Source organism: Streptomyces sp. NPDC111516, assembly GCF_055635345.1.
Genome location: NZ_JBVKBV010000007.1, coordinates 325,749 through 352,446, shown reverse-complemented (window position 1 = coordinate 352,446; position 26,698 = coordinate 325,749). Strand labels below are relative to the sequence as shown.

Below are 26,698 nucleotides of genomic sequence, written 5' to 3'. Positions count from 1 at the left end.
TGCAAATCGGGCCCCGACAGTGATGCTGTTCCTTCGGGGGATATCTGCCATGCCGGACCGCGATGCGGCACTCGCCGCCCTCAACAGCCACCTCGCCCTCAACGCCGGCGACTCCACCCACATCCTCGAACCTGAGGTCCGCCGTGCTGCCCGCGACTTGGAGCGTGTCACCGACCCCGAGCACGACCTGTCCGCCGCGCAGGTCCTGGGCTGGTACCACTGGCTGCGCCACCTCGCCCTTTCCGAGGGCCACGGCCAGGATGATCTGGCAGCTGCTACCCGGTTCTTTGCCCCCGTCCATCGAGTGAGCCCTCAGTCAGTTCCCGAGCCTTTGCGCCGCACGCTGCAAGAATCTGCCGTCGGGACCCCCGTGCCGGAGTTCGATCCGCGCGCCATGGCCACCGCGCAGGCTCGTGCCGTCGATCTGCTCACCGCATACGAGCGCACGGGGCAACGGGACGTACTCGAGCGGGCCGTCGCCGCGTTCCGCACGGTGCGCACCATGCTTCCCGAGGGCCACCCCAGCCATGCTGCCGGTCTGCACAACCTCGGGACCGCCTTGCAGTTCCTGTCCGACCGCGTCGGCGAGATCGAGGTACTGGAGGAAGCCGTGCAGGCCGGCCGGGGGGCCGTGGCCGCCACCCCCCAGGGCCACCCCGACCGCGCCGGGTACCTGAACTCATTGGGGGCCGCTCTCTTTCGGCTGTTCGAGCGCGTCGGTGACATCGAGGTACTGAAAGAAGCCGTAAAGGTCCAGCGGGAAGCAGTGGCCGCCAGCTCCCAAGGCCACCCCTACCGCGCCATTTACCTCAATAACCTCGGGAACTCGCTGCGAACCCACTTCGAGCGCATCGGTGACCTTGCGGTACTGGAAGAAGCAGTACAGCTTGGCCGGGAGGCTGTGGCCACCACCCCCCGCGACAACCCCGGCCGAGCCGGGTACCTCAACGACCTCGGGAACACGCTGCGAACCCACTTCGAGCGCGTCGGTGACCTTGCGGTACTGGAAGAAGCAGTACAGCTTGGCCGGGAGGCTGTGGCCACCACCCCCCGCGACAACCCCGGCCGAGCCGGGTACCTGCACAACCTCGGGAACACGCTGCAGGCACTGTTCGGGCGCGTCGGCGACATCAAGGTACTGAAAGAAGCCGCACAGATCAGCCGGAAAGCAGTGGCCGCCACCCCTCAAGGCCACCCCAACCGCGCCATGCACCTCAACTCCCTTGTGAACGCGCTGCAGACGCTGTCCGAACGCACGGGGCGGACAGAGGCACTGGAGGAAGCAGTACAAGCCGGCCGGGAAGTAGTGGCCGCCACCCCCCACAACCACCCCAACCGCGCCGGGTACCTGACCTCGTTGGGGGTCACTCTCCAGCGCCTGTTCGAGCGCGTCGGTGAAATCGAGGTACTGAGGGAAGCAGTACAGGTCAACCGGGAAGCCGTGGCAACCGTCCCCCACAACCACCCCCACCACGCGATCTCCCTCAACAACCTCGGGAACGCCCTGCAGACCCTGTCCGAACGCACCGGTGACATCGAGGTACTGAAGGAAGCCGCACAGGTCAACCGGGAAGCCGTGGCCGCCACCCCCCACAACCACCCCCACAACGCTGCGTACCTCAACAACCTCGCAGGCAAGCTACTGACCCTGTTCGAGCACATCGGTGAGATCGAGGTACTGAAAGAGGCGGTACAGGTCGGCCGGGAAGCCATGGCCATCACACCCCACAACCACCCCAACCACGCCGTACACCTCAGCAACCTCGGAAGCATCCTGCAGACCCTGTTCGAACGCACCGGTGACATCGAGGTGCTGGAAGAAGCCGCACAGGTCGGCCGGAAAGCCGTGGCCACCACACCCCGCAACCACCCCAACCGCGCTGTGCACCTCAACAACCTCACAGGCACGCTGGCAGCCCTCTTCGAGCGCGTCGGTGACATCGAGGTACTGAAGGAAGCCGTAAAGGTCCAGCGGAAAGCAGTGGCCGCCACCCCCCACGACCACCCCAGCCACGCCATGCACCTCTACAACCTCGGAAACACCCTGCAGACCCTGTTCGAACGCGTCACCGACATCGAGGTACTGGAAGAAGCCATACGGGTCAGCCGGGAGGCCGTCAGCGCCACCCCCCACGACCACCCCCACCGCGCCGTGTACCTCAACAGCCTCGGCGGCAAGCTGGCAAACCTGTTCGAGGTCACGGGCGGGACGCAAGCGCGGGAGGACGCATGCCGCTACTTCGGCGAGGCCGCGGGCAGCACGACAGGTGACACGGTCACCCGCATTAAGGCGTATCGGCGCTTCGCGCTCCTGGCCTCCGGCCCCGACGCCCCCCAGGCGGGGCTGGAAGCCGTGGAGGAGGCCATTGGCCTGACGGCGTCCCTCGCCCCGGGCAGTCTGAGCCGCGCGGACCGCGAGTACCAGCTCGGCCGCCTGCCAGGTCTACCGGCGGAGGCCGCCGCCGCCGCGCTCGCCGCAGGCCGGCCGGCGCGGGCCGTGGAGCTGTTGGAGAACGCCCGCGGAATCCTCGCCGCCGACACCCTCGGTCTGCGCAGCCGTGATTCCGTCCGCCTGCGCGAGCACGCCCCCCACCTGGCGGACGAGCTGCGCCAACTGCGGGCCCGCCTCGACGCCCTGAACCACCCCCGCCCCACGTCATCGGCGGAGGCCCCGGAAGCGCTCCGGGAGGCGAACCAGCGCCTAGCAGAGCACCGGCGCGAGGCCCACGACGCCTGGCAGAGCCTCCTCGCGCGCATCTCCGGCCTCCCGGGCTTCGAGGACTTCCTCCACGCGCCCCCGATCAACGAGCTCGCCCGCCATGCGCACGAGGGGCCCGTCGTCTTCGTCACCGCCAGCCCCCGCCGCTGCGACGCCCTCGTCCTCACTGATTCCGCCGACGCCCCTGTCCGGGTCGTGCCCTTGCCCACGCTGACCCAGGGTGCCGCCTTCGACCAGGGGGAACGACTCCTGGCCGCCCTGCACGCCACCACCGACCACAAGATCGCCCCCAGGGCACGTGTCGAAGCCCAGCAGGAGATCCTCGCCGTTCTGGCCTGGCTGTGGGACACCGTCGCTGAGCCTGTTCTGACCGACCTCGGCCACACGACCGCCCATCAGCCCGGTGAGCCCTGGCCCCGTCTGTGGTGGTGCCCGGTCGGCATCCTCGCCTACCTCCCCCTCCACGCGGCCGGCCACCACACCGACGGCCTCCAGCGGGAGGGCGGACCGCGGACCGTCCTCGACCGTGTCGTCTCCTCCTACACCACGACCGTGCGCGCCCTCGCCCACGCCAGAACCCGCCAGTCCGGACAGTCCACCCCCAGCACCCTGGTCGTCGCCGCCGCCAACGCCCCGGGCACCCCGCCGCTGCCCGGCGTCCGTGTCGAGACCGCCGCCATCACGTCCCTGATCCCGGACGCCCGCCTCCTGGCCACCCCCACGCGCGACACGGTTCTCAACGCGCTGCCCAGCCATGGCATCGCCCACTTCTCCTGCCACGGCGAAGCGGACTGGACCGCCCCCGCCCGGAGCCACCTGGTCCTCACCGACCACGCCACCACCCCCCTGACCATCGCCGACATCACCGCCCTGGACCTGACTGCCGAGCTGGCCTACCTCTCCGCCTGCGACACCAGCAACACCGCCCCCCGCCTGGCCGACGAGTCCCTCCACATCACCGGCGCCTTCCACCTCGCCGGCTACCGGCACGTCATCGGCACGCTGTGGCCCGTCGACGACCGCACCGCTGCCCAACTCGGCAGCGACTTCTACGCACACCTCACCGACAACGGCACGGCCCCGCCCCAGGCCGACCGAAGCGCCCTCGCCCTTCACCTCGCCACTACACGCCTCCGCAGCAGGTACCCCCATGTCCCCAGCCTGTGGGCCGCCCACACCCACACCGGTACATGACCCGACCCCACCCAACCACCCACCCACCTGCTCTCATTTACGGCGCTGGCCCTGCCACTGGGTGAGGACCTCGCGGGCACGGCGGGCGGCGACGGCGTGCGGGGCCCGCGCTCTCGGCGAGGCGTTCGCTGAGGTGAGTGAACTCCCGTACTGCCGTGGCGACATGGCCATCTCGGCGCGGAACCAGGCCAGGAAGTGGCGGATTTCAAGGGTGTCGGGGTGATCGGCGGCGAGGACCCGCTCCTGGGCCGCCAGCACGTGCGCCAGCTGGGCCGCCGCCGCGTCGTCGGATCCCTCGGCACCGTGCCAGCGTGCCTGCGGTGGTGCTCTGTGTCGACGAGAAGTCCCAGGTGCAGGCCCTGGACCGGTCGCAGCCCGTGCTGCCGGAGATGCCCGAGCGCTGCACCCGCGGCTGCCTGCGGCACGGCGTTACCAGCCTGTTCGCCGCATTCGACCTGGGTGCCGATGGTCGACCAGATGCGGTCGGCGTGACACGACCGACATCGGACGTTGCGAGGCCACTTCAGTGACAACCCTCAGTGAAGGCTGACGGATACTCAGGACCCTCTGGCGTATCGTCGACCATTCAAGATCATCTTGCACATGCGTTGCACAAGGTGCTGAAAAGCAACAGTGATCACTGAAGGGCCGTGAAGGTAAGTATTCGCAGGTCAGCTGGCATGTTGTGTTGTCGTGCCCCTTGGGCCCAAGGGGCACGACGCCGCGCCGGTCAGATGTCCCGGAAGATCTCGATCTGCGCGCCCACGGAGTTGAGTCGCTCCGCCAGCTCCTCGTAACCGCGGTTGATGACATACACGTTGCGCAGTACGGACGTGCCCTCCGCCGCCATCATGGCGAGCAGCACCACCACGGCGGGCCGCAGCGCGGGCGGGCACATCATCTCGGCGGCGCGCCAGCGGGTCGGGCCCTCGACGAGTACCCGGTGCGGGTCGAGGAGCTGCAGCCTGCCGCCGAGGCGGTTCAGGTCGGTGAGGTAGATGGCCCGGTTGTCGTAGACCCAGTCGTGGATGAGGGTCTGGCCCTGGGCCGAGGCGGCGATGGCCGCGAAGAAGGGCACATTGTCGATGTTGAGCCCGGGGAACGGCATGGGGTGGATCTTGTCGATCGGCGCCTCCAGTTTGGAGGGGCGGACCGTGAGGTCGACCAGCCTGGTACGGCCGTTGTCGGCGGCGTACTCCGTCGTACGTTCGCAGTCGACGCCCATCTCTTCCAGCACCGCGAGCTCGATCTCCAGGAACTCGATCGGTGCCCGGCGGATCGTCAGCTCGGACTCCGTCACCACGGCGGCGGCGAGCAGACTCATCGCCTCGACCGGGTCTTCGGAGGGGGAGTAGTCGACGTCCACATCTATGTGCGGAGCGCCGTGCACGGTCAGGGTGGTCGTGCCTATGCCGTCCACGCGTATGCCCAGAGCCTCCAGGAAGAAGCACAGGTCCTGGACCATGTAGTTGGAGGATGCGTTACGGATGACGGTCGTGCCGTCGTGCCGGGCGGCGGCCAGCAGTGCGTTCTCGGTCACGGTGTCCCCGCGCTCGGTGAGCACGATGGGACGGTCGGGCGTGACCGAGTGGTCTATCTGCGCGTGGTAGAGCCCCTCGGTCGCGGCGATCTCCAGCCCGAACCGGCGCAGCGCGATCATGTGCGGCTCGATGGTCCGCGTACCGAGGTCGCAGCCGCCCGCGTACGGAAGCTTGAACGAGTCCATCCGGTGCAGCAGCGGGCCGAGGAACATGATGATGGAACGGGTCCGGCGGGCGGCGTCCGCGTCGATGGCGTCCAGGTCGAGCCGGGCGGGCGGGACGATCTCCAGATCGATTCCCTCGTTGATCCACCGGGTCCGCACGCCGATGGAGTTCAGCACCTCCAGGAGGCGGTAGACCTCCTCGATGCGGGCCACGCGGCGCAGCACCGTACGGCCCCTGTTGAGCAGAGAGGCGCAGAGCAGCGCCACGCACGCGTTCTTGCTCGTCTTGACGTCGATGGAGCCCGACAGTCGGCGCCCGCCAACCACTCGCAGGTGCATGGGCCCGGCGTAGCCGAGCGAGACGATCTCGCTGTCGAGTGCTTCACCGATGCGCGCGATCATCTCAAGGCTGATGTTCTGGTTGCCGCGCTCGATGCGATTGACGGCGCTCTGACTGGTGGAGAGCGCCTCGGCGAGCTGACTCTGTGTCCAGCCGCGATGCTGACGTGCGTCACGGATGAGCTTGCCGATGCGTACGAGGTAATCGTCTGACATGACGAAAGGTTATCTCAGATATGAGATGGGCCCTGGGGCGGGGTACGCCGTTCGGGTGACGGTCGTGTGCAGGCGTGGCAGTTGTCCGGCCGCGAGCGCGTGACGAACGGTGCGAGTCACGGATGCGCCGTGCGTTCCATGGTCCACCGGGCTCGTCGCGACGGCGCGCGGTGTGCGTCCGTCCGGGGTGGACGTACCCCGCCCAGGCCCGGCGCCGGGTCAGCCCTCGAAGAGGAGTGCGGCGGTGAGAACGCCGAACTGTCCGACCGGTCGGGGCGCACAGGTTCGGCGGTCACCGGACTGACGGCTACGGAGGCCCGGACTAGGCTCGCCCTGTATCCACGATGTCCGTGATGTCGATTTATTCGGCGGGACGTGCCGCGGGGGAGAGTCCCGCTCGCGCAAGGAGCCTCCATGACCGACCGTGCCCACACCGTGCTGGCAGGCCTCGACCGCATCGGCTCCGATCTGGAGGTCATCTACAAGGACCTGCACAGACACCCCGAACTGGGCTTTCGGGAGCACCGCACGGCGAGGAAGGCGTCCGGCGCCTTGCGGAACTTCGGCTACGAAGTCGCCGAAGGGATCGGCGGAACCGGGGTGATCGGCATCCTGGTCAACGGCGAGGGCCCGATCGTCATGGCCCGCGCCGACATGGACGCCCTCCCGGTACTTGAGCGGACCGGTCTGCCCTACGCCTCCACGGCCACGGTGACCGGCGACGACGGCACCGAGCAGCCCGTGATGCACGCCTGTGGGCACGATGTGCACGTGACCTGTCTGATCGGCTGCGCACGGCTGATGGCCCAGGCCAGGGGCGCCTGGCGAGGCACCTTCGTGGCGCTCTTCCAGCCCTCGGAGGAGAACGGCGACGGCGCCGATGCCATGATCAACGACGGTTTGACGTCGAAGGCCCCCCGACCCGACGTGGTACTCGCCCAACACGTCCTGCCCTATCCGGCCGGCTATGTCGGCACCCGCTCCGGATCGTTCCTGTCGGCCGCCGACAGCCTGCGCATCACCGTGTACGGCCGGGGCGCGCACGGCTCCATGCCCCAGGCCGCGGTCGACCCCGTGGTGATGGCCGCGATGATCGTCGTACGCCTGCAGACCATCGTCTCCCGGGAACTGGCTGCCACCACCCCGGCCGTCGTCACCGTGGGCAGCATCCATGCCGGCACCGGCCCCAACGTCATCCCCGACCGTGCGGTCATCCAGCTCAATGTCCGTACCTACGACGACGCCTCGCGCACCCAGGTCCTGAACGCGATCGAGCGGATCGTCGAGGCCGAGAGCAAGGCATCCCGATCCCCGAGGCCACCCGAGATCGAGAAAACCGTCACCTTCCCGCCCACGGTCAATGACGAGGCGCCGACCCGGCGCGTCGCCGAGGCGTTCGCCGCCCACTTCGGCGACGCCGCGCACACCATCGACCTGCAGACCGCCAGCGAGGACATGAGCGAGATCCCCAAGGCGTTCGGTGCGCCGTTCACCTACTGGGGCATCGGGGGCATCGACCCCGGCCTGTACGCCGAGGCCGCCAGGAACGGGACCGTCGCCCAGGACATCCCGGTCAACCACAGCCCCGCCTTTGCCCCGGTCGTCCGGCCGACCCTGGACACCGGCGTCAGCGCGCTGACGGTCGCCGCCCTCGCGTGGCTCGGCAGGTGAGCCGGTGGCGGCGCCCCGCCGCGAAAGGCGGTCGGCCAGGGCTGACCTCTCGCAGTGAAGATCGAGCGATTCTCACTGAAGGTTGAGTGGTTGGTTGGGGGCTTCGCGGTTCGAGTGTGACTGCGCCCAGCCGGCCTCTGAGCAGTTGGCCCGTCTGAGTGCCGGGCGTGGCCGACGAGAAGTGGCAACCGGCTGCTGCTCTTCAAAGGGAGAGCGAGCCGGGCCGACCGCTGCCGCTCGACTTTCCGGGCTGCCTCGTGCACCCGACTTGATCGGGCAGGAGGACGCGGAGTGTTTGCCCGTCGTCGGCAATGTGGTCCTGTGACCGCAGGGCGGTTGCCTCCGGCCTCAGAGGGGCAAGAAGGGGCTCGGTGAACACCCGACAAAGGCGGTGCGGAGAATGTCGGGTGATCGGGACCGGTGTCGCCGCACGATGGGGGCATGGATGACACGACTTTGGTATCCCGATTCCTCCGTGACGGCTTCGTGAAGTTGGAGGGCGTCGTCGCGCCGCGCGTGGCCGCGGACTGCGCGCGGCTGCTGTGGCGAGAGACGGGATGCGACCCGGACGATCCAGCGACGTGGACGCAGCCCGTGCACTGGGTGGCCGGCATGGCGCAGGGGCCGTTCGCCGCCGCGCCCAACTCCCCGTCCCTGCAGCGCGCGTACGACCTGCTCGTCGGCGCGGGATGCTGGGAGCCGCGCTACTCGCTGGGCACGTTCCCGCTTCGCTTCCCGCACGAGGAGGAGCCGGACGACGCGGGCTGGCACATCGAGGGGAGCTATCTGCCGGAGGGCGAGAGCTGGTACTTCACGAATCTGCGCTCCCGGGGCCGGGCGTTGCTGATGCTGTTCCTGTTCAGCGAGGTCGGTGAGGAGGACGCCCCGACCCGGATCCGGGTCGGCTCACACCTCGACGTGCCGAAGGTGCTGGAGAAGTACGGGGAGGGCGGGGCGAGCGGGCTGGCCCTTGCGCCCGATCTGGTGGCGGCGTCCGACCACCGGCCACTCGCCCTCGCCAACGGGTCCCCGGGCGACGTCTTCCTGTGCCATCCGTTCCTGGTGCACGCGGCGCAACCGCACCATGGGGTGCGGCCGCGCTTCATGGCCCAGCCGCCGCTGATGCCGGCCGCGCCGTACGAACTGGAGCGGGCCGACGGCGCGTACTCACCCGTGGAGATCGCGATCCGTCGGGGCCTGGGACAGGACACGCCCGGTCCGGACGGGGACGGCGCCGACTGCAGTGCCGGGTAGACATGCTTCATCCGTTTCTGGAACCGGGCGGAGAGCCAGTGCCCGGGCAGCGGCACGTCCGGCAGCGCCGTGCCAGCCGATATCGGCCATCGGGCGAGTGCTGTCCACAACACACCAGCCTCACGACGACATGCCGGACAAGATCACAGGAAGGAGCGCCGTCAATGTCGGGTCCGGCATGGTGGGCGCTGCCTGGCGTGGTGGTCGTCAAGAGGAAGGAGACCGGGCATGCTGGAGCGGCTGAACCAGGCTATGGAGTACATCGAGCGCCATCTCGACCAGGCCGTCGAGGTGGCGGAGCTGGCACGCATCGCGGCCACCTCGGAGTACCACCTGCGTCGGATGTTCTCCGCGCTCGCGGGCATACCGCTGTCGGAGTACATCCGGCGCCGTCGGCTCACCCTCGCGGGCGCCGAAGTACTCGCGGGACGTGAGACGCTGCTGGAGATCGCGGTGCGCTATGGCTACAGCTCCGGCGAGGCGTTCGCGCGGGCGTTCCGTGCCATGCACGGCATCGGACCGGGCGAGGCCCGGCGTACCGGCGCCGCGCTCAACTCCCAGTCCCGGATGGCCTTCCGCCTCACCATCGAAGGGAGTAGCAGTATGCGATACCGCGTTGTGGGCAAGGCGGACTTCACCGTCGTCGGGCTCAAGACCCGGGTACCGCTGGTGCATGCGGGGCCGAACCAGGCGATCATGGACTTTGTCCGCGGGATCGACCCGCAAACCCTGGAGCGCCTGGAGAAACTGTCGGACCAGGAGCCGCACGGCATCGTCGCGGTCTGTGACGACCTGGACCCCAGCCGCGCCGAGGGCACCGAACTCGACTACCACCACGGCGTGATCACCTCCGCGGCCGCTCCGGAGGACACGACCACGTTGGCCGTCCCGGCCGGCACCTGGGCGGTCTTCACCACCTCCGGGCCGGCGCCGAAGGCCATCCAGGAGCTGTGGCGAGACGTGTTCACCGAGTGGTTCCCGTCGAACCCGTACCGCACCCGCACCGGCCCTGAGATCCTGCGCACCCGCCTGTCGCCGGAGAAGACCGAGGCCGACGCCGAACTGTGGCTCCCGGTGGAGCCCGAGCACGGCTTAGCCGAATCCAGGGAGCGTCTGGCTGCGGCCCGAGCCGCTCTTGGCGGTGGCGCAGAGGATTTCCGCGGCGCACGTCCCTGACCACGAACCCGCCCTTCCGCACGACACTCCGACTGCTTGACAACGACGATCGGGAATCAGTCACCTCGAGTGATCTTGAGCGAGCCGGGCCCTCTTGCGCTGGAGGTAGAACTGGGGGCGGCAGGCGGCTCAGCACGTCAGACGTATTTGGTTCATGCGTCCTGGCTTCAGAGGGCCTGAGCATGCAGCGCAGGTCGTCGGTTGTTGTCTGGGTGGGGCGGCGGGGTCCGTGATGGCAGAGGGGACTATCCTCTGTCGATCCGGCGGCGTATGCAGGCCGCATGGCTGCAGCGTTTCCGCCCCGCCCGCAGCCCACGCGGCTGCCGGAAGGGTCGCCGACGTGCCGAAACTCCCAGGCCGCCGCAGTGCAGGCCCGCTCAGTCGCGGCGAACGTCTCCGCGGTCCGCTCATCGACCTGATCCTCGGCACGGACATCGACCACCTGGGCGTGCCCGTCAGCGCCGTATGAAGCAGTCCGGGGTGTGACGCCGCTTCTTCCCGTCCTCACGCCAGTGCAGCCAGAACGTGGCTGGGAAGCGATCCCGGCCACGGCCGGGTCGAAGTCGAGCAGGATCAGCCGGTCCCGCTCCAGCCATGACTCGTACCCCACATGCCCGCCGGTGGTCGCCGCGGCGGTCACCTGCCTTCGCTGAGAAACGATCAACCTTCACTGCGAGAGATCAAGGGTGTCCTTTGACAGCGAAGTTAGTCGGTTGCGATGCCCTGACCTTGAGCGACTAGGGTCGATGGCAAACGATCGCTCTCGGTGGGTGCCTCTCGTTTTCCGTCTCAAGTGATCTGGTCCGAAGCTGCGGCTGCGACCTGGAGCGACCAGAACGGTTGAGACACCTGGGTGGCCGAAAAAATCTCAGTTGATCTGGAACCTGGCGTCTGAATACTGGCAGTCGTCTCAGTTGATCTGGACTGCTTCCGTCGTTTCGAACTGGACCAGTGGAAGGGCCTGCGAGATTGACCATGCACGATGACCAAGTGGACGTGACCACCGACATCGTTGCGACCCTGATCCAAGAACAGTTCCCTCAGTGGAGCGGCAAGGCGATCCAACTCCTGTCGTCGACCGGGACGGTCCACGCGATCTTCCGCATCGGGGACGGCCTCTCCGCGCGTTTCCCGCTGCGTCTGACCGATGCCGCGGAGGCGCTGGCGGTTCTGGAACGGGAAGCCCAGGCGAGCGCGGAGCTGGCACAGGTGTCTCGGTTCCCCGTTCCGGAACCCGTCGCCCTGGGAAAGCCTGGAGCGGGTTACCCCATGCCGTGGTCGGTCCAGACATGGCTGCCGGGAACGGTCGCCTTCGATGCCGACCCGAGTGGGTCGGACGCTTTCGCCGAGGACCTTGCGGCCTTCATCGCAGCCCTGCGGGACGCCGAGACGCGGGGGCGGCGTTTCAGCGGCGAGAACCGTGGCGGCGTTCTCGCACACCATGACGACTGGATGGCGAAGTGCTTCGAGGAGAGCAAGGGGCTGCTGGACGTGCCCCGGCTGCGCCAGGTGTGGAGCCACCTCCGGAAGTTGCCACGCACGGCTGCCGACGTGATGAGCCATGGTGACCTGATTCCCGGCAACGTACTTGTCACGGGAGACCGGCTCAGCGGCGTACTCGACACCGGCGGCTTCGGCCCGGCCGACCCCGCGCTGGATCTGGTCAGCGGCTGGCACCTGTTGCAACCGGGTCCACGGGAAGTGCTCCGGCGGACACTGGCCTGCGACGATCTGGAGTGGGAGCGCGGCAAGGCATGGGCCTTCGAACAGGCGATGGGTCTTGTCTGGTACTACGCCGAGAGCAATCCGACGATGAGCAGAACGGGGCGCCGGACACTCGACCGCATTCTGGAGTCGACGAAGTGATGTCGCCCCGATCGTAGGCCGTGGCAGAGGCGATCGCTTGTCGCCCTCACCGACAGAGCGCCAACGTGAACAGATCGACAGTGCAGGTAGCTCGGCTTGAGATGGTTCGCGCGTGCCAGGCGGCGGACGTAGGAGTCGGTGATCTCACCGGCGTGAGGGCGTAGTCGAACGGGCAGTGGAGCCAGCGGGCGGGGCAGCTCGGGCAGCACCGGGGGAGTCACTTCAGAGGGCCCCTCTTCGGGGCTTCCGCGGCATGGTCCAGGGGGACGGCGTCGAGGCCTGCCTTGGTCACGCGTTCTGTGCCGTTGAGGATCGCGTCGATCGCGGCGCCCCGGATCGCGTGGGAGAGTGCGCCGATCATGCCGTCGGTTCGTTTGTGGAGGTAGCGGTCCAGCTTGACCAGATTTCCCGGTGGAGGGTCGTGAAGGAGAAGGGTCTCCTCCATGGTCGCGACCAGACTCTTCCATTCGGCGCCGTAGGGGAAGGGGCGGGTGGGGACAAGGGTGAAGCGGCTCGCGATCTGGGCGCCGCGAGTGCTGGCCAGCAGTTCGCTGGTTTCGAGGTTGATGCCTGCGTAGGCGAACGTCGCGGGGAGGCGTTCCGAGAAGTACTTCAGAGTGTCGGAGACCTCAGCACCAGCCCGTGTGACCTGCGAAACGTTGTGGATTTCGTCGACCGGGACCAGGCCCGTGCGGGTGTCCGTGCAGACGCCGACCACCGCTTCGGTGATGTCGGTCATGTTCCACCTGGCCCGGACCGGCAGGCCCAGGAAGCGAGCGGACTCGGCCGCGATCATGCGCGCGGTCGCCGCGGGTGGGACGGTGATGTAAACCACCGGGATGCGGTCGGCGACGTTCGGATGGCGGGCCCGGTCGAGGAGTTCGTGGGCGAGCCCGAGCTGGGTGAGGGCACTGGTCCCCGGTGCCGGGCAGCCGGGAGACCATCAGGCCGCGGCGGGCGCTGATCGTGTGCCGGTTGAGCAGGACCAGCAGCTGCCCGCAGACCACCGTCTTCTCGACGAACGAGGTGGCGGCGAGCATGCGGGCGTGATGGTCGAGCCGGTCCTCGTCATAGAGCGCCCGCTCGACCGCAGACAGACAGTCCAGTTCGGCCGGGGTCAGCAGGACCGGGGGGCTGGGCGGGCCGGCGGCGAACCTCCGCCACCCCTCCAGGGTGGTCAGTTGCCGGTTGGCCTCGGCATCGGCTTCCTTCAGCGATGTGCGTCCGGTCGCTGGTTCGGAGATGGTCACGGACGCCTCCAGGGGTTGGCGAGCGGGTCGAACAGGCCCAACGGGATGACCTTCGCGGACTCGGTGTCCGCCTGGTCGTCCTGGGCTGTTTCGGTGGCGGGCGGATCGGGGACCGGCCGGTCGGAGGCAGTGGCCCGGGTCCGCGCGGCGACGCGCCGGGACCGTTTTGCCGCACGGCCCTTCCGCTGGGCAGGTCCGTCTTGGGTCCGCCGCAGCAGGTCGGCGGCGGCATCGGCGATCTGTTCCTCGGTCCCTCCCGGGACCTGTTCGCGGGCGTGGTCCCAGGCCATCTCGCCGAACGGGACGCCGACGCGGTGCAGGTGTTTCCAGAACACCGTGATCCACCGGGCCGGCTCGCTGCGGCGGTCGCGTACCCGGACACGGGAGACGTCGTAGGGGTCGTAGTGGATCTCCCACAGGCCCTTCTTCTCCGCCACCCCGGAGTGCTGTCGGCGCAGCGGGGTCAGCTCGGCGTCGTCGTAGGTGCGGTGGTTGATCGGGATGCCGTAGGAGTTGATCGCCTGCCAGCGTTCGGGCCCTCGGCATCCAACTCGCACAGCCAGAGGAGATGGAACAGGACGGGGAGCGTCTCAAGCCGGTCACCGGCCGCATCCGCCCCGGCCATCAGGGGGACCGGTGCCGCGAAGACCTCCCGGAGTCGGTCCACGACCGGCCCGCGTCGGCACCGGGGATGCCGGTAATGCGACAGCCACCGCACGTTCGCCAGCAGCACCTCCTTCGGAACCCCGACCCGCTCGAAGCCCCGCCCCGCCTGACGGCAGGCCCGGCGCGTCACCTCGAACGCCTCCGCGTCCCTCGCCTCGATCCGCTCATCGGCGCGGACATCCACGACCACCGCCGAGCCGTCCGCGCGGCGCACGAAGTAGTCCGGAGCATGCCGACGCTCACGCTCGCCGTCGTGCCAGTGCAGCCAGAACGGCTGCGAGGCGATCCCCACCACCCCGGGATCGAAGTCCATCAGCACAAGCCGGTCCCGCTCCAGCCACGACTCGAAACCGACATGCCGCCCGGTCGTCGCCGCCCAGTACCAGCCCGAGAAGTGACGCTCACCACGAGACCAGCGAAACGGCCGTACCGCGGCCGCATCCTCGAACCGTGCCGTCACGCAGTCCAGCAGCGGACGCCGCCGACACTCGCGCGCAGCATCCACGTACGACAGGTCGACGTACGGCTCCGCAAACTCCACCCCGACCGGTACGGCCACCCAGCACCCCCAGTACGTCCCCTCGTACGACTAGGTTCGCCGGCAAGGAAGCCGTAACGACTGGGTTCGCTGTCAAACGCCTCGATTGGATGACAGCGGACAGCGGCGCCCGCACATGACCGCGCTGCGGTGATGTACTAGAGTTATCTCGACATCGAGATACATGCCGAAGGCGCACCGCAGTCCGCCATCGAGTAAGGGTTACCTAACTAAGCCTTACCTTAGCGGATGGTCGAGGAGCCGTAGGCGGCACCACGCGGCGCCCGCCGTAATGAGGCGCGGCGCGGAGTACGCGCACATTGATGAAGGAGACTGTCGTGTCGGCGAACAGCTTCGACGCCCGCAGCACGCTGCGCGTGGGCGACGAGTCGTACGAGATCTTCAGGCTGGACAAGGTCGAGGGCTCCGCGCGCCTCCCTTACAGCCTGAAGGTGCTGCTGGAGAACCTGCTCCGCACCGAGGACGGCGCGAACATCACCGCCGACCACATCCGGGCGCTCGGCGGCTGGGACTCCCAGGCGCAGCCCAGCCAGGAGATCCAGTTCACGCCGGCCCGCGTGATCATGCAGGACTTCACCGGTGTGCCGTGTGTCGTGGACCTCGCCACCATGCGTGAGGCCGTCAAGGAGCTGGGTGGTGACCCGGCCAAGATCAACCCCCTCGCCCCGGCCGAGCTGGTCATCGACCACTCCGTCATCGCCGACAAGTTCGGCACCAACGACGCGTTCGCGCAGAACGTCGAGCTGGAGTACGGCCGCAACAAGGAGCGCTACCAGTTCCTGCGCTGGGGCCAGACCGCCTTCGACGAGTTCAAGGTCGTCCCCCCGGGCACCGGCATCGTCCACCAGGTCAACATCGAGCACCTGGCCCGTACGGTCATGGTCCGGGGTGGCCAGGCGTACCCCGACACCCTCGTCGGCACCGACTCGCACACCACCATGGTCAACGGCCTCGGCGTGCTGGGCTGGGGCGTCGGCGGCATCGAGGCCGAGGCCGCGATGCTCGGCCAGCCGGTCTCCATGCTCATCCCGCGCGTCGTCGGCTTCAAGCTGACCGGCGAGCTGAAGCCCGGCACCACCGCCACCGACCTCGTGCTGACCATCACGGAGATGCTCCGCAAGCACGGCGTCGTCGGCAAGTTCGTCGAGTTCTACGGTGAGGGCGTCGCCGCCACCTCCCTCGCGAACCGCGCCACCATCGGCAACATGTCGCCGGAGTTCGGCTCCACCGCCGCGATCTTCCCGATCGACGACGAGACGCTGAAGTACCTGCGCCTGACCGGCCGTGACGAGCAGCAGGTCGCGCTCGTCGAGGCGTACGCCAAGGAGCAGGGCCTCTGGCTCGACCCGGCCGCCGAGCCGGACTTCTCCGAGAAGCTGGAGCTGGACCTGTCGACGGTCGTCCCGTCGATCGCCGGCCCGAAGCGCCCGCAGGACCGCATCGTCCTCGCGAACGCCAAGGAGCAGTTCGCCCAGGACGTGCGCAACTACGTCTCCGAGGACGAGGAGGCGGGCAAGGAGTCCTTCCCGGCCTCCGACGCCCCGGCCTCCGCCAACGGTGTCCCGTCGCGCCCGACCACGGTCACGGCCCCCGACGGCACGACGTACGAGATCGACCACGGCGCCGTCACCGTCGCCGCGATCACCTCCTGCACCAACACCTCGAACCCGTACGTCATGGTCGCCGCGGCGCTCGTGGCGAAGAAGGCGGTCGAGAAGGGCCTGACCCGCAAGCCGTGGGTCAAGACCACCCTCGCCCCGGGCTCGAAGGTCGTCACCGACTACTTCGACAAGGCGGGCCTGACCCCGTACCTCGACAAGGTCGGCTTCAACCTCGTCGGCTACGGCTGCACCACCTGCATCGGCAACTCCGGCCCGCTCCCGGAGGAGGTCTCCAAGGCGGTCAACGAGCACGACCTGGCCGTGACCTCGGTGCTCTCCGGCAACCGTAACTTCGAGGGCCGGATCAACCCCGACGTCAAGATGAACTACCTGGCGTCCCCGCCGCTGGTCGTCGCGTACGCCATCGCCGGTTCGATGAAGGTGGACATCACCAAGGACGCCCTGGGCATCGACCAGGACGGCAAGCCGGTCTACCTCGCGGACATCTGGCCGTCCGAGGCCGAGGTGAACGACGTCGTCGCCAACGCCATCGGCGAGGACATGTTCAACAAGTCCTACCAGGACGTCTTCGCGGGCGACGCCCAGTGGCAGGCGCTCGCGATCCCGACCGGCAACACCTTCGAGTGGGACCCGCAGTCCACCTACGTGCGCAAGCCCCCGTACTTCGAGGGCATGACGATGGAGACGACCCCGGTCGCGGACATCTCCGGCGCCCGGGTGCTCGCCAAGCTGGGCGACTCGGTCACCACCGACCACATCTCCCCGGCCGGTGCGATCAAGGCCGACACCCCGGCCGGCAAGTACCTCACGGAGCACGGCGTCGAGCGCCGTGACTTCAACTCCTACGGCTCGCGCCGTGGTAACCACGAGGTCATGATTCGCGGCACCTTCGCGAACATCCGCCTGCGCAACCAGATCGCCCCGGGCACCGAGGGTGGCTTCACCCGCGACTTCACCCAGGCTGCATCTGCGGGCGATGCCCCCGTGTCGTTCATCTATGACGCCTCGCAGAACTACCAGGCCGCCGGCATCCCGCTCGTCATCCTGGCGGGCAAGGAGTACGGCTCCGGCTCGTCCCGCGACTGGGCGGCCAAGGGCACCGCGCTCCTCGGCGTCAAGGCCGTCATCGCCGAGTCCTACGAGCGCATCCACCGCTCGAACCTCATCGGCATGGGCGTCCTCCCGCTCCAGTTCCCGGAGGGCGCGAGCGCCGAGACCCTCGGCCTGACCGGTGAGGAGACCTTCTCCTTCACCGGCGTGACCGAGCTGAACAACGGCGCCACGCCGCGCACGGTCAAGGTCACCACCGACACCGGTGTGGAGTTCGACGCGGTCGTCCGCATCGACACCCCCGGTGAGGCGGACTACTACCGCAACGGCGGCATCATGCAGTACGTGCTCCGCAGCCTGATCCGCAAGTAGGCGATCCGGCAGGGCAGTGGGCCGCTCCTCTTCGCACGTCGAAGGGGTGCGGCCCTTTCCCGTACCGGCTCACCGTTCCGCAGCCACCGTCAGAGCTTCTTGGGCGAGGTGTAGCCGACGACGTACGGTGCCACCGCCGACTGCTTGGTGTTCTTGTAGTTGAGCTTCTCGCTGGAGTTGCCCTCGACGGAGAAGTACGCCTTGTACTTGGTGCTGTACGCGGTGAGGACACCGACGTGGTCGATGACACCGTTCCTGTCCAAGTCGTAGCTGACGACGTCGCCCTTCTTCGGCACGTAGCCGCCCTTTTTGGCCACGTCGGCGCGAGAGTGCCAGGTGTGGTTGGCAAGCCCGTAGGTGCGGAAGGAACCGGCGGACGCGTTGAGCCCCGTGACCTTCGCGCCGCCCCAGTACCAGGTGTACTTCGCGAAGTCGGAGCACCAGGCGCGGGACTTCCACTTCACGGGGGTCCAGGTCTTGGTTCCCTTGACGTACATGTAGCCCTTGCTCGTGCCGCAGGTGGCGCCGTTGGTACCGGTGCGCGGGGCGCTCGTCCCGTCGAAGCGGCGGTTGCGCGGGTCCGTCCAGAAGCCGGTGTAGAAGTTGCAGTTGTTCTTGGCGTTGACGCCGTTGGCCGCGCCCTCGTACTTGCGCTTCTTCACCTCGGAGTTGGTGCTGGTGTACTGGCTGAGCGCCTGGGTGGCTATCTTGTCGCCGATCACGTTGGCCGAGGCCGCGGTCGCGGGGTATGTCGTGACCCCCAGGGTGAGCGCGGTGCTGAGGCCGGCCGTCGCCAGGGCATGGCGAATACGCATGTGTGCTCCTTCAGATCGGGATGTTGTCCTGCTTCTCGGCAGGTGGGTCCTCGTCGGCCGGCTTCGTTGTCTCCTCCGGCAGCCCGTCACCGGGCCTGTCCGACGGGATGGCCACCACCCTGCTCGACCGACCGTGTCCCAACCTTGAAAAGAGCTTGAAACAGCTGCTTGGAGCCGCTGGCTTCGGTCTAGGATCGCGCCCCGGGGGTGGTTGGTGTGGAGGTGGAGTTCCGTGTGCTGGGAGGGGTCGAGGTCCGGGTCGACGGCCACCGGCTGGACTTGGGGCCCGCACGGCAGCAGCGCGTTCTGGCGGTGCTGCTACTCGAAGCCGACCAAGCGGTCACGGTGGACGAACTCGTGGACCGGGTCTGGGGAGAGCGAGCCCCACAGCGCGCCCGGTCGACGCTTTACAGCTACCTCTCCAGGCTGCGCCTCGCGTTACGCACCGTGGCCGAGGAGGCGCAGATCGCGCGGCGGTCGGGAGGATACGTACTGGCCGTAGCCGCCACGGCTGTCGACCTGCACCGCTTCCGGGGTCTCGCTGCCAGGGCTCGAACCACCGCGCACGCAGGGGACGAGACCGAGGCGGCGGGCCTCTTCGAGAAGGCCCTCGCGAGCTGGCAGGGCGAAGTGTGTCCTGGCATGGACACCCCGTGGTTCAGCTCCCAGCGCGAGGCGGCGCAAGTCGAACGCCTCGCGGCCGTTCTGGACTGGGGTGATCTCCAATTACGCCGCGGGTTCCAGACCGAGTTGGTGACAGTGCTGGCCGCCCTCGCCGAGGACAACCCTCTGGACGAACGGCTTGTAGGCCAGCTGATGCTTGCCCTCTACCGCGGCGGACGCCCCGCCGACGCCCTCAACCACTACCAGGACCTCCGTCGTCGTCTCGCCGAGGAGCTGGGCATCGACCCGGCGCCGCCGCTGCGGAAGTTGCACCAGCAGATCCTGATCTCGGATCCGCAACTCGCGCCACCGGCGCGGGACGCCACGCCCAACCCGGTGCGTACCACGGCAGCACACCCCAGACAACTGCCCGCCCTGCCGCCTCTGTTTTCCGGCCGCGACAATGAACTGGTCTGGTTGGACAAACTGTTGGCTCCGCAAGGCGAGCCGCACAACGGGTCCCTGCCGATCGCCGCGATCTGCGGCATCGGCGGCGTCGGCAAGACCTCGCTGGCACTGCGCTGGGCCGATGGCCGGCAAGAGCGCTTTCCCGACGGTCAGCTGTTCGCTGATCTGCAGGGATTCACCCCCTCCGGTGAACCGGCGGACCCATACACGGTCATGCGGGGTTTCCTGGAAGCCCTCGGCACCGATGCCGGGAGCCTTCCCGCTACCCCCCAGTCCCAGGCCGCGCTGTACCGAAGTCTCACGGCAGGCCGACGACTGCTCATCATGCTCGACAATGCTCGTGACACCGACCAGGTGGTGCCGCTGCTACCAGGCAGCCCCACCTGTACGGTTCTGATCACAAGCCGTCACCAACTCCCCGGCCTCGCGGCCTCCCACGGCACCGTCCAGCTCACCTTGGAAGCGCTCGACCGCGCAGAGGCGCGCGACCTGCTCGTCCGCCGCCTGGGTTCCGACCGGCTCGCCGCGGAACCCGCGGCGGCGACGGAACTCCTCCACCACTGCGCCGGGCTCCCCATCGCCATCAGCGTTCTCGCCGCCCGGCTCACCACGAACCCGATGCTCACCTTGATCGCGCTGGCGGCCGAACTGCGAGAAGCGGCGACTCCGCTGGACGCCCTGGAGACGGGCGAGGCGAACAGTGACGTACGGATCGTCTTCGCCTCCTCCTACCTTGCACTCGATACCGATTCCGCCCGGGTTCTGCGGCAGATCGCCCAGGCACCCGGTGCCGATATCAGCCTGCCCGCCGCTGCCAGCCTCACCGGTCTGCCCCTTGCCCGCCTCCGTACACGGCTGCACCGACTCCAGGCCCACCACCTCGTTCAAGAACGGGTCCCCGGCCGTTTCACCTGCCACGACCTGCTGCGTGCGTACGCCCTTGAGATGACGGAAACCGTCGCCCTCGCCAGTGAAGCGGATGCGGCACTGAGCCGCGTTCTCGACCACTACGCGCACACGGCGTACGCAGCCGACCGACTCCTGCTGCCCTACCGCGACCCGCTCCCGCCGGCATCGCCGGCAGACGGCACGCGCCTTGAGGAATTCGCGGACGCCGACCAGGCCATGGCGTGGTTCGCGAGCGAGCACTCCGTGCTGGCAGCGGCGGTCAACCACGCGGTACGCGCCGGACGCGATGCCCAGGCATGGCGGATGGCATGGGCGATCACCACCTTCCTCGCTCGGCGCGGGCGGTGGGCGGACGTCACCGCCGTGCACAGCACCGTGCTCGCCGCCGTGGCTCGCCTCGGGGATCCGGCTGCCCAGGCGGAGTCCCATCGCGCGCTCGCCTGGGCCTGCACGGAGACCGGCCACTTCGCGCAAGCACACCAGGAACTGGCCCATGCGTTGGCCCTCTCGGAGACGAACGGCGATCTCCTCTCCGCCGCCCACACCCACCTCGCCCTGGGCTGGCTGTACGAGCGCGAGGGCGACAAGTACGCCGCTCTGCGGCACGATCAGAGTGCCGTCGAACAGTTCACCTCGGTCGGAAACCTCCCAGGACGGGCCCGCGCTCTGAACGCGGTGGCCTGGGACCACGGCCAACTCGGGGACCATGCCGCGTCGGTAAGCCGCTGCCAGGAGGCGCTGGCCATCCAGCGGGAACTGGGCGACGAACGAGGCCGGGCCAACACCTGGGACACCCTCGGCTACGCCTACCACCAACTCGGCGAACACGCAAAGGCCATCGACTGCTACCAGCACAGCCTGCACCTCAACCGTGCACTGCATCACCGCTACAACGAGGCCCTGACGCTGGCCCACCTGGGCCAGACCTACCATGCGACGGAAGCCGTCGAATCGGCCAGGGGCGCCTTGCGCGAGGCCCTCGATATCTACCTCGACCTCCATGTTCTCAATCCCGAAGTGGAGCGGGTCCGTGTACTCCTGCGCGAACTCGACAGTCCACCGGATCCGGACGGTCCGGCCCCCTTGGCCTCGCTGTTCGGCCACGATGACGTGGTGTCGGGAATGAGTTGACCGGCGAGGCCCCGGAAAGATCGTGTGAACCCCGGTCCGCAACCGTCGCCCCGCAGCGAGTCCCTGGCGGCCCGCGGCACCGCGACGCGAGCCGCGCTCGCGGAACTGCACGAGGCCGTGGACACCGGCGCGGCGCTCGCCGTGGGTTCCTCCGTCTGAGGCATTTGACGGAATGTCGCGGACCATAGGGCTGCCGTACCCGGAAGCGAGCCACCGCCCACCTCGTCGTGGGCGCACGGAATGCGATGGTGGACCAGCGGGTTCGCAGATTTGCGACCTACGCGGAACGAACGGCACAGAGAACGGATGACACCCATGGGCGAGTTGATCCTGATCCGGCACGGCGAGACCGAGTGGTCGCGGTCCGGGCAGCACACGAGTCACACCGATCTGCCTCTGACCCCCTTCGGCGAACGCCAGGCCCGCGCCCTGGCTCCGCTGCTCGCCGACCGGCATATCGCGCTCACCCTGGTCAGTCCCTCGGTTCGCGCCCGGCGCACCGCGGAGCTCGCCGGGCTCACCGCGCCCCGCATCACACCCGAGCTGCGTGAGTGGGACTACGGCGGCTACGAAGGGGTGACCACCGAGGAGATCCGCCTCACCCGACCCGCGTGGAATCTGTGGACCGACGGGGTCGCCCCCGGCCCCGAGGCGCATCCCGGCGAGACGCCCGCCGAGGTCGGTGCGCGTGCCGACCGGGTGCTGGCGGACGTGCGGGACGCGAGCCGCGATACGGACGAGGACATTGCGCTCGTCGCCCACTCCCATTTCCTGCGCGTACTCACCGCCCGCTATCTCGGCCTGACCCCGGCCGAGGGCACGCTGTTCCAGCTCGCCACGGGGGCGGTTTCGCGGCTCGGCACGGAGCACGGCAATCCGGTTCTGACGGCGTGGAACGTGACATTGCCCGAGAGCTTGTTCCGCCGGCCCGTTCCGGAAAGCCCGGAGCGGGACTGAGCGGGAGCCCGGTCGTGCCGTCGCGCGGCTGTCCACGAGTGGACCGACGGCCGGTACCTCGGGGCAAGGTACCGGCCGTCGGCCGTGACGAGGGCGGAACACCTGGGTCTCAGGAGAGCAACTCCACCTCCGCGAGCGCCGCTTCACCGGCGAACACGATGCGGTAGTGCGCGTACGAGCCCGGTGTGCCCACCGAGAACACCCTCGTCTGCCTGTCCCAGGCGAACGACTGCCCCGAGCGCCTGTCGAGGTCCTTCCATGTCGTGCCGTCCGACGAGCCCTGGAGGACCCAGCCCGTCGGGGCCTTGTCCGCCGCGCTCGATGTCAGTGTGTACTGGACCGCGTCCGTGGCGGAGGTCACCGGCAGATCCACCGAGGTGACCGTCGCCGTCGTGGCCGACGTGTTGTCGAACAGCGCGCCTTCACCCTTCAGCACGTCCTTCTTCGGCGACGGCACCTGGCCGTCCTTGGTGATCGACGTCGGTGCCGCGTCCTTGCCGGTGCCCCACGACGACGGCTCGGCGCCCATGTCGAACTCCAGCACACCGCCCTTGGCCAGCAGGTCGTGCGGCAGTGAAGTGGAGGTCCACTTCTTGCCGTTGACCTTCAGGCCCTGCACATAGATGTTCTTCGCGCTGTTCTTCGGCGCCCTGACGACCAGGTCGTGGCCGTTCTCCAGGTGGACCGTGGTCTTCTTGAAGAGCGGGGAGCCGATGGCGTACTCGCCACTGCCCATCACCAGCGGGTAGAAGCCGAGCGAGGAGAAGAGGTACCAGGCCGACTGCTCGCCGTTGTCCTCGTCGCCGTGGTAGCCCTGGCCGATGTCACTGCCGGTGTAGAGGCGGCTCAGGACCTCGCGGACCTTCTCCTGCGTCTTCCAGGGCTGCGAGGCCGCGTCGTACATGTATGTGACATGGTGCGCGACCTGGTTGCTGTGGCCGTACTGCCCCATCCGTACGTCACGCGCCTCCGTCATCTCGTGGATGACACCGCCGTACGAGCCGACGAACTCGGGGCCGGCCGTCTCCGGGGTGGAGAAGTACGTGTCGAGCTTCTTCGCCAGGCCGGCGCGCCCGCCGTAAAGGTTCGCCAGGCCCCGGCTGTCCTGCGGGGCCGTGAAGGCGTAACCCCAGCCGTTCGTCTCCGTGTAGTCGTAGCCCCAGATCCGAGGGTCGTACGTGTCGGAGGCGACCCGCCAGTCACCCTTGGCGTCCTTGCCCTGGAAGAAGCCCGCCTTGGAGTCGAACAGCTCGACGTAACTGCGGGCCCGGTTCAGGAAGTACTCCGACTCCTCCTTGTACCGCTCCTTCTTCGTCTTCTTGTAGAGCGCCCGGCCCATCTGCGCGATGCCGTAGTCGTTGAGGTAGCCCTCCAGCGACCAGGACAGGCCCTCGTGCGTGGCGGTGTTCGCGTAGCCGACGAACGGGGACGTCGCCATGCCCTTGCGGCCGACGCCCGAGGACGGCGGGACCACGGTGGCGTTCTTCAGCGCCGCGTCGTACGCCGCCTCGCCGTCGAACTTCACGCCCTTGACGTACGCGTCCGCGAACGCGACGTCCGAGGAGGTGCCGGTCATCAGGTCGGCGTAACCGGGGGAGGACCAGCGGGAGATCCAGCCGCCGTCCTTGTACTGCTGGACGAAGCCGTCCACCATCTCACCGGCCCTGCCCGGTGTCAGTAGGGAGTACGCGGGCCATGTCGTCCGGTAGGTGTCCCAGAAGCCGTTGTTGACGTACACCTTGCCGTCGACGATCTTCGCGCCCGTGTGGGTCGGGGTGTCGGAGCCGATCTGCGGCGAGAACGGGCTGGCGTACTGGTCCTTGCCGCCGACCCGCTCGAAGCCCGAGTTCGGGTAGAGGTACAGCCGGTACAGGCTGGAGTAGAGCGTCGTCAGCTGGTCGGCGTCCGCGCCCTCGACCTCCACCCTTCCCAGGATGTCGTCCCAGGCCTGCTGCGCCCGGTCCTCGACGCGGCCGAAGGAGCGGGACGCGGGGATCTCGGCGGCGAGGTTCTGCTTCGCCTGGTCGATGCTGATCAGCGAGGTGGCCAGACGGAGGTTGACCGTACGGTCCTTGCCGGCGTCGAAGCGGAGATAGCCCGTCACGTCGTCACCGCCGCCGCCCTTGAGCTTGCCGCTCGCGGTGACCGGCGCGTCGAAGACGCCGTAGACGAAGAGCCGGGTGGCGCCGGTGGAGAGACCGCTCTTCACGTCGGAGAAGCCGGTGAAGGAGCTGGTCCCCGGGTCGAGGGTGAGTCCGCCGTCGTTGGAGATGTTGTCGAAGACGACGGACGCGTCGTCACCGGGGTAGGCGAAGCGCATCCGCGCCGCGTGGTCGGTCGGCGTCATCTCCGCCTTGAGGCCGTTCTCGAACGTCACCCCGTAGTAGTGCGGCTTCGCCGTCTCGTTCTCGTGCTTGAACGGCAGCGCGCGCGCCGTGCGGGAGGCGTCCGGGGTGTCCTTGGCCACCGACGGCATCAGCTGGAACGTCTGCCGGTCGCCCATCCACGGGCTCGGCTCATGGCTCGCGCTGAACGCCTGGAGTGTGGGCAGGTTGTCGCTGTTGTTGGCGCGCTGGTAGTCGTACAGCCAACTGGTCGACCCGGCGTTGGTGACCGGCGTCCAGAAGTTGAAGCCGTTCGGGACCGCGGTGGCGGGGAAGTTGTTGCCGCGCGAGAAACCACCGCTGGAGTTGGTGCCACGGACCGTCGACGCGTAGTCGGAGAGGTGCGGGCGGGGCTTCTCGGGTGCCTTCGGGGCGATCTTGATGTCGTCGATCCAGCCCTGGAACTTCGCCGGGCCCTTGGGGGAGTCGTACGCCACCAGGATCCGGTCGACGGTCTTCCCGGCCGCGACCGTGCCGATGCGCGAGGCGACCTTGTTCCACTGGTTGACGTACAGCCGCTTGGCGTCGGCCTGGCCCTGCGGGGTCAGTGGACCGCCGTGGCTGTCGGTGGCACCCAGATCGCTCAGGTACGTGCCGTCGGTGAACGCGAGGTCGACCGCCACATGCGTGGCTGGGTACGCGAGGTCCGTCTCGCCCATCTGCGGGTAGACGAGGTAGGAGAGTTCGGTGTCCCGGGTGACGGCCGTGTCGACGTCGAAGACCTTGTTGTACGAGTACGCCCGGCCGTCCGCCTTGTGCGTGCCCGCGTAGCGCAGGGCCTTCTTGCCCGTGAAGCCCGCGCCGGCCTTGGCCGTGGGGGAGCCGGACGGACCGCGGTCGGTCTGGCTGCGCATCTCGGCGGGCGCCGGCGTGCTTGTGTTGCCGTCGGAGAACTGGACGTCGGCGAGCTGGGTGATGTTCGAGGCGCCGTTGTTCTTCGTGATGTCCAGACGGAAGTGCTGGTAGGCCGTGTCGGCCGTGATGTCGTACGACTTCGTCTGGAACCGCTCGGTGAAGGTCTGACCGGTCCGGGAGTCCAGGTCCTTCCACGTCTTGCCGTCGGCCGACCCTTGCAGGGTCCAGTCCTTCGGGTCGCGCTCGTCGTGGTCATTGGCCGACGTCAGCGCGTATGTGACGACCTTGACCGGTTCGACGAGATCGAACTCGACCCAGCCGGTGGGCTCGAAGGCCAGCCATTTGGTGCCGGGCTCCCCGTCGATCAGGTTCTCCTTCACCTCCCCGCCGCCGGTGTTCTCGCCGCTGGCGCGGACGTCTGTCACCTTGTCGGTCACATTGCCCGGTATTCCAGCGGAGAAGCCGCCATCGACACCCGATGACCGCTTCTTTCCGTCGGGGCCTTCTTCGACGGTGTTGCGCCAGTCCGGCTGCTTTTCATCTGCTTCGAAAGAAGAACTGAATGTCCGTTCCCCCAGGGCGCTTTGGCTCCTTTCTCCGGTCCGTGCCGACTGCGCGGCGGCCGCGGCGGGGGCTGTCACGACCAGAACCAGCGAGGCCGCGATCAGTGCGGCCGTACGGCTTTGTCTCTTGCGAGAACCATGTCGGGGCTGCATGCGGAGCCATTCCTCCCGAGGAAGTGCGCTTGGACAACGTTGTCAAGCAGTTGCGCAAGGTCCAGTAGGGAGTCAAGTGCCGGTATGTGTCAAGAGTGTTGGGCGTGAATCGCCGGTGGAATCGACCGTAATGCGGAAATCGTTACACCCGGATCGGGACGCACGGGGTCCAGGTATCCGCGAGGTCTCAACTCGGGAAAG

16 protein-coding genes and 2 pseudogenes are annotated in these 26,698 nt (G+C 68.3%); 11 read left to right on the top strand and 7 right to left on the bottom strand.

From position 1 onward, the window contains the following. Positions 1-49 precede the first annotated feature (49 nt). Positions 50-3,913: a CHAT domain-containing protein gene (locus tag ACZ7L9_RS17180; RefSeq protein ID WP_471415969.1), complete on the top strand. Its 3,864-nt coding sequence runs from the start codon at positions 50-52 to the stop codon at positions 3,911-3,913. Between the two features lie 33 nt (positions 3,914-3,946). Here ACZ7L9_RS17180 and ACZ7L9_RS17175 read toward each other — a convergent pair whose 3' ends face one another. Then, positions 3,947-4,171, bottom strand: coding sequence for a hypothetical protein (locus ACZ7L9_RS17175; protein ID WP_471415968.1), 225 nt, complete (start codon positions 4,169-4,171; stop codon positions 3,947-3,949). Positions 4,172-4,230: 59 nt separating this feature from the next. Between ACZ7L9_RS17175 and ACZ7L9_RS17170 the strand changes: the two are divergent. Beyond that, positions 4,231-4,371, top strand: a pseudogene (locus tag ACZ7L9_RS17170) (IS630 family transposase); the annotation flags it as partial. 272 nt (positions 4,372-4,643) lie between these two features. On the opposite strand, the gene ACZ7L9_RS17165 reads toward ACZ7L9_RS17170, so the two are convergent. Then, a complete protein-coding gene (locus ACZ7L9_RS17165; RefSeq protein WP_471415967.1) occupies positions 4,644-6,173 on the bottom strand; it encodes a helix-turn-helix domain-containing protein in 1,530 nt (509 codons plus the stop codon). Positions 6,174-6,587: 414 nt separating this feature from the next. On the opposite strand from ACZ7L9_RS17165, the gene ACZ7L9_RS17160 reads away from it, so the two are divergent. The 5 genes from ACZ7L9_RS17160 to ACZ7L9_RS17140 all read left to right on the top strand — a co-directional run bounded on the left by ACZ7L9_RS17160 (position 6,588) and on the right by ACZ7L9_RS17140 (position 12,140). Further along, on the top strand, positions 6,588-7,844 hold the full coding sequence (locus tag ACZ7L9_RS17160; protein ID WP_471415966.1) for an amidohydrolase: 1,257 nt from the start codon (positions 6,588-6,590) through the stop codon (positions 7,842-7,844). A gap of 441 nt (positions 7,845-8,285) precedes the next feature. Further along, complete coding sequence (locus ACZ7L9_RS17155) at positions 8,286-9,098, top strand: phytanoyl-CoA dioxygenase family protein (RefSeq protein WP_471415965.1); 813 nt, start codon at positions 8,286-8,288, stop codon at positions 9,096-9,098. A gap of 228 nt (positions 9,099-9,326) precedes the next feature. Next, positions 9,327-10,274 (top strand): AraC family transcriptional regulator, encoded by a 948-nt coding sequence (locus tag ACZ7L9_RS17150; protein WP_471415964.1) that lies wholly within the window; start codon positions 9,327-9,329, stop codon positions 10,272-10,274. Positions 10,275-10,614: 340 nt separating this feature from the next. Further along, positions 10,615-10,743 carry a hypothetical protein gene (locus tag ACZ7L9_RS17145; RefSeq protein ID WP_471415963.1) on the top strand — a complete coding sequence of 43 codons (129 nt, stop codon included), beginning with the start codon at positions 10,615-10,617 and terminating at the stop codon, positions 10,741-10,743. 506 nt (positions 10,744-11,249) lie between these two features. After that, the gene (locus ACZ7L9_RS17140) at positions 11,250-12,140 is read left to right on the top strand and encodes an aminoglycoside phosphotransferase family protein (protein WP_471415962.1); all 891 of its coding nucleotides are present in this window, start codon (positions 11,250-11,252) and stop codon (positions 12,138-12,140) included. A 217-nt stretch (positions 12,141-12,357) separates the two neighbouring features. Here the strand turns inward: ACZ7L9_RS17140 and ACZ7L9_RS17135 are convergent. The 3 genes and pseudogenes from ACZ7L9_RS17135 to ACZ7L9_RS17125 form a co-directional block, all read right to left on the bottom strand. Then, a pseudogene (locus ACZ7L9_RS17135) lies at positions 12,358-13,354 on the bottom strand (TniB family NTP-binding protein). A 32-nt stretch (positions 13,355-13,386) separates the two neighbouring features. Continuing rightward, the gene (locus tag ACZ7L9_RS17130; protein ID WP_471415961.1) at positions 13,387-13,947 is read right to left on the bottom strand and encodes a hypothetical protein; all 561 of its coding nucleotides are present in this window, start codon (positions 13,945-13,947) and stop codon (positions 13,387-13,389) included. Next, positions 13,854-14,615, bottom strand: a complete 762-nt coding sequence (locus tag ACZ7L9_RS17125; RefSeq protein ID WP_471415960.1) for a TnsA-like heteromeric transposase endonuclease subunit — start codon at positions 14,613-14,615, stop codon at positions 13,854-13,856. The genes ACZ7L9_RS17130 and ACZ7L9_RS17125 overlap by 94 nt, the downstream gene beginning before the upstream one ends. A 317-nt stretch (positions 14,616-14,932) precedes the next feature. On the opposite strand from ACZ7L9_RS17125, the gene acnA reads away from it, so the two are divergent. Beyond that, a complete protein-coding gene (gene acnA, locus ACZ7L9_RS17120; RefSeq protein WP_471415959.1) occupies positions 14,933-17,659 on the top strand; it encodes an aconitate hydratase AcnA in 2,727 nt (908 codons plus the stop codon). Between the two features lie 89 nt (positions 17,660-17,748). On the opposite strand, the gene ACZ7L9_RS17115 is transcribed toward acnA, so the two are convergent. Next, the gene (locus ACZ7L9_RS17115) at positions 17,749-18,474 is read right to left on the bottom strand and encodes a hypothetical protein (RefSeq protein WP_471415958.1); all 726 of its coding nucleotides are present in this window, start codon (positions 18,472-18,474) and stop codon (positions 17,749-17,751) included. Positions 18,475-18,708: 234 nt separating this feature from the next. On the opposite strand from ACZ7L9_RS17115, the gene ACZ7L9_RS17110 reads away from it, so the two are divergent. From ACZ7L9_RS17110 to ACZ7L9_RS17100, 3 genes are all read left to right on the top strand, one after another. Continuing rightward, positions 18,709-21,585: an AfsR/SARP family transcriptional regulator gene (locus tag ACZ7L9_RS17110; protein ID WP_471415957.1), complete on the top strand. Its 2,877-nt coding sequence runs from the start codon at positions 18,709-18,711 to the stop codon at positions 21,583-21,585. A gap of 24 nt (positions 21,586-21,609) precedes the next feature. Next, positions 21,610-21,744, top strand: a complete 135-nt coding sequence (locus ACZ7L9_RS17105; protein WP_471415956.1) for a hypothetical protein — start codon at positions 21,610-21,612, stop codon at positions 21,742-21,744. Between the two features lie 156 nt (positions 21,745-21,900). Next, positions 21,901-22,542, top strand: a complete 642-nt coding sequence (locus ACZ7L9_RS17100; protein WP_471415955.1) for a histidine phosphatase family protein — start codon at positions 21,901-21,903, stop codon at positions 22,540-22,542. Positions 22,543-22,651: 109 nt separating this feature from the next. On the opposite strand, the gene ACZ7L9_RS17095 is transcribed toward ACZ7L9_RS17100, so the two are convergent. Beyond that, positions 22,652-26,497 carry a GH92 family glycosyl hydrolase gene (locus tag ACZ7L9_RS17095; protein ID WP_471415954.1) on the bottom strand — a complete coding sequence of 1,282 codons (3,846 nt, stop codon included), beginning with the start codon at positions 26,495-26,497 and terminating at the stop codon, positions 22,652-22,654. Between the last annotated feature and the right edge of the window lie 201 nt (positions 26,498-26,698).

Bases quoted from the DNA above. Each gene is read 5' to 3' on its own strand.
- ACZ7L9_RS17180 (WP_471415969.1), top strand. From the start codon at position 50: ATGCCGGACCGCGATGCGGCACTCGCCGCCCTCAACAGCCACCTCGCC.
- ACZ7L9_RS17165 (WP_471415967.1), bottom strand. From the start codon at position 6,173: ATGTCAGACGATTACCTCGTACGCATCGGCAAGCTCATCCGTGACGCA.
- ACZ7L9_RS17160 (WP_471415966.1), top strand. From the start codon at position 6,588: ATGACCGACCGTGCCCACACCGTGCTGGCAGGCCTCGACCGCATCGGC.
- ACZ7L9_RS17155 (WP_471415965.1), top strand. From the start codon at position 8,286: ATGGATGACACGACTTTGGTATCCCGATTCCTCCGTGACGGCTTCGTG.
- ACZ7L9_RS17150 (WP_471415964.1), top strand. From the start codon at position 9,327: ATGCTGGAGCGGCTGAACCAGGCTATGGAGTACATCGAGCGCCATCTC.
- ACZ7L9_RS17140 (WP_471415962.1), top strand. From the start codon at position 11,250: ATGCACGATGACCAAGTGGACGTGACCACCGACATCGTTGCGACCCTG.
- ACZ7L9_RS17115 (WP_471415958.1), bottom strand. From the start codon at position 18,474: ATGCGTATTCGCCATGCCCTGGCGACGGCCGGCCTCAGCACCGCGCTC.
- ACZ7L9_RS17100 (WP_471415955.1), top strand. From the start codon at position 21,901: ATGGGCGAGTTGATCCTGATCCGGCACGGCGAGACCGAGTGGTCGCGG.
- ACZ7L9_RS17095 (WP_471415954.1), bottom strand. From the start codon at position 26,497: ATGCAGCCCCGACATGGTTCTCGCAAGAGACAAAGCCGTACGGCCGCA.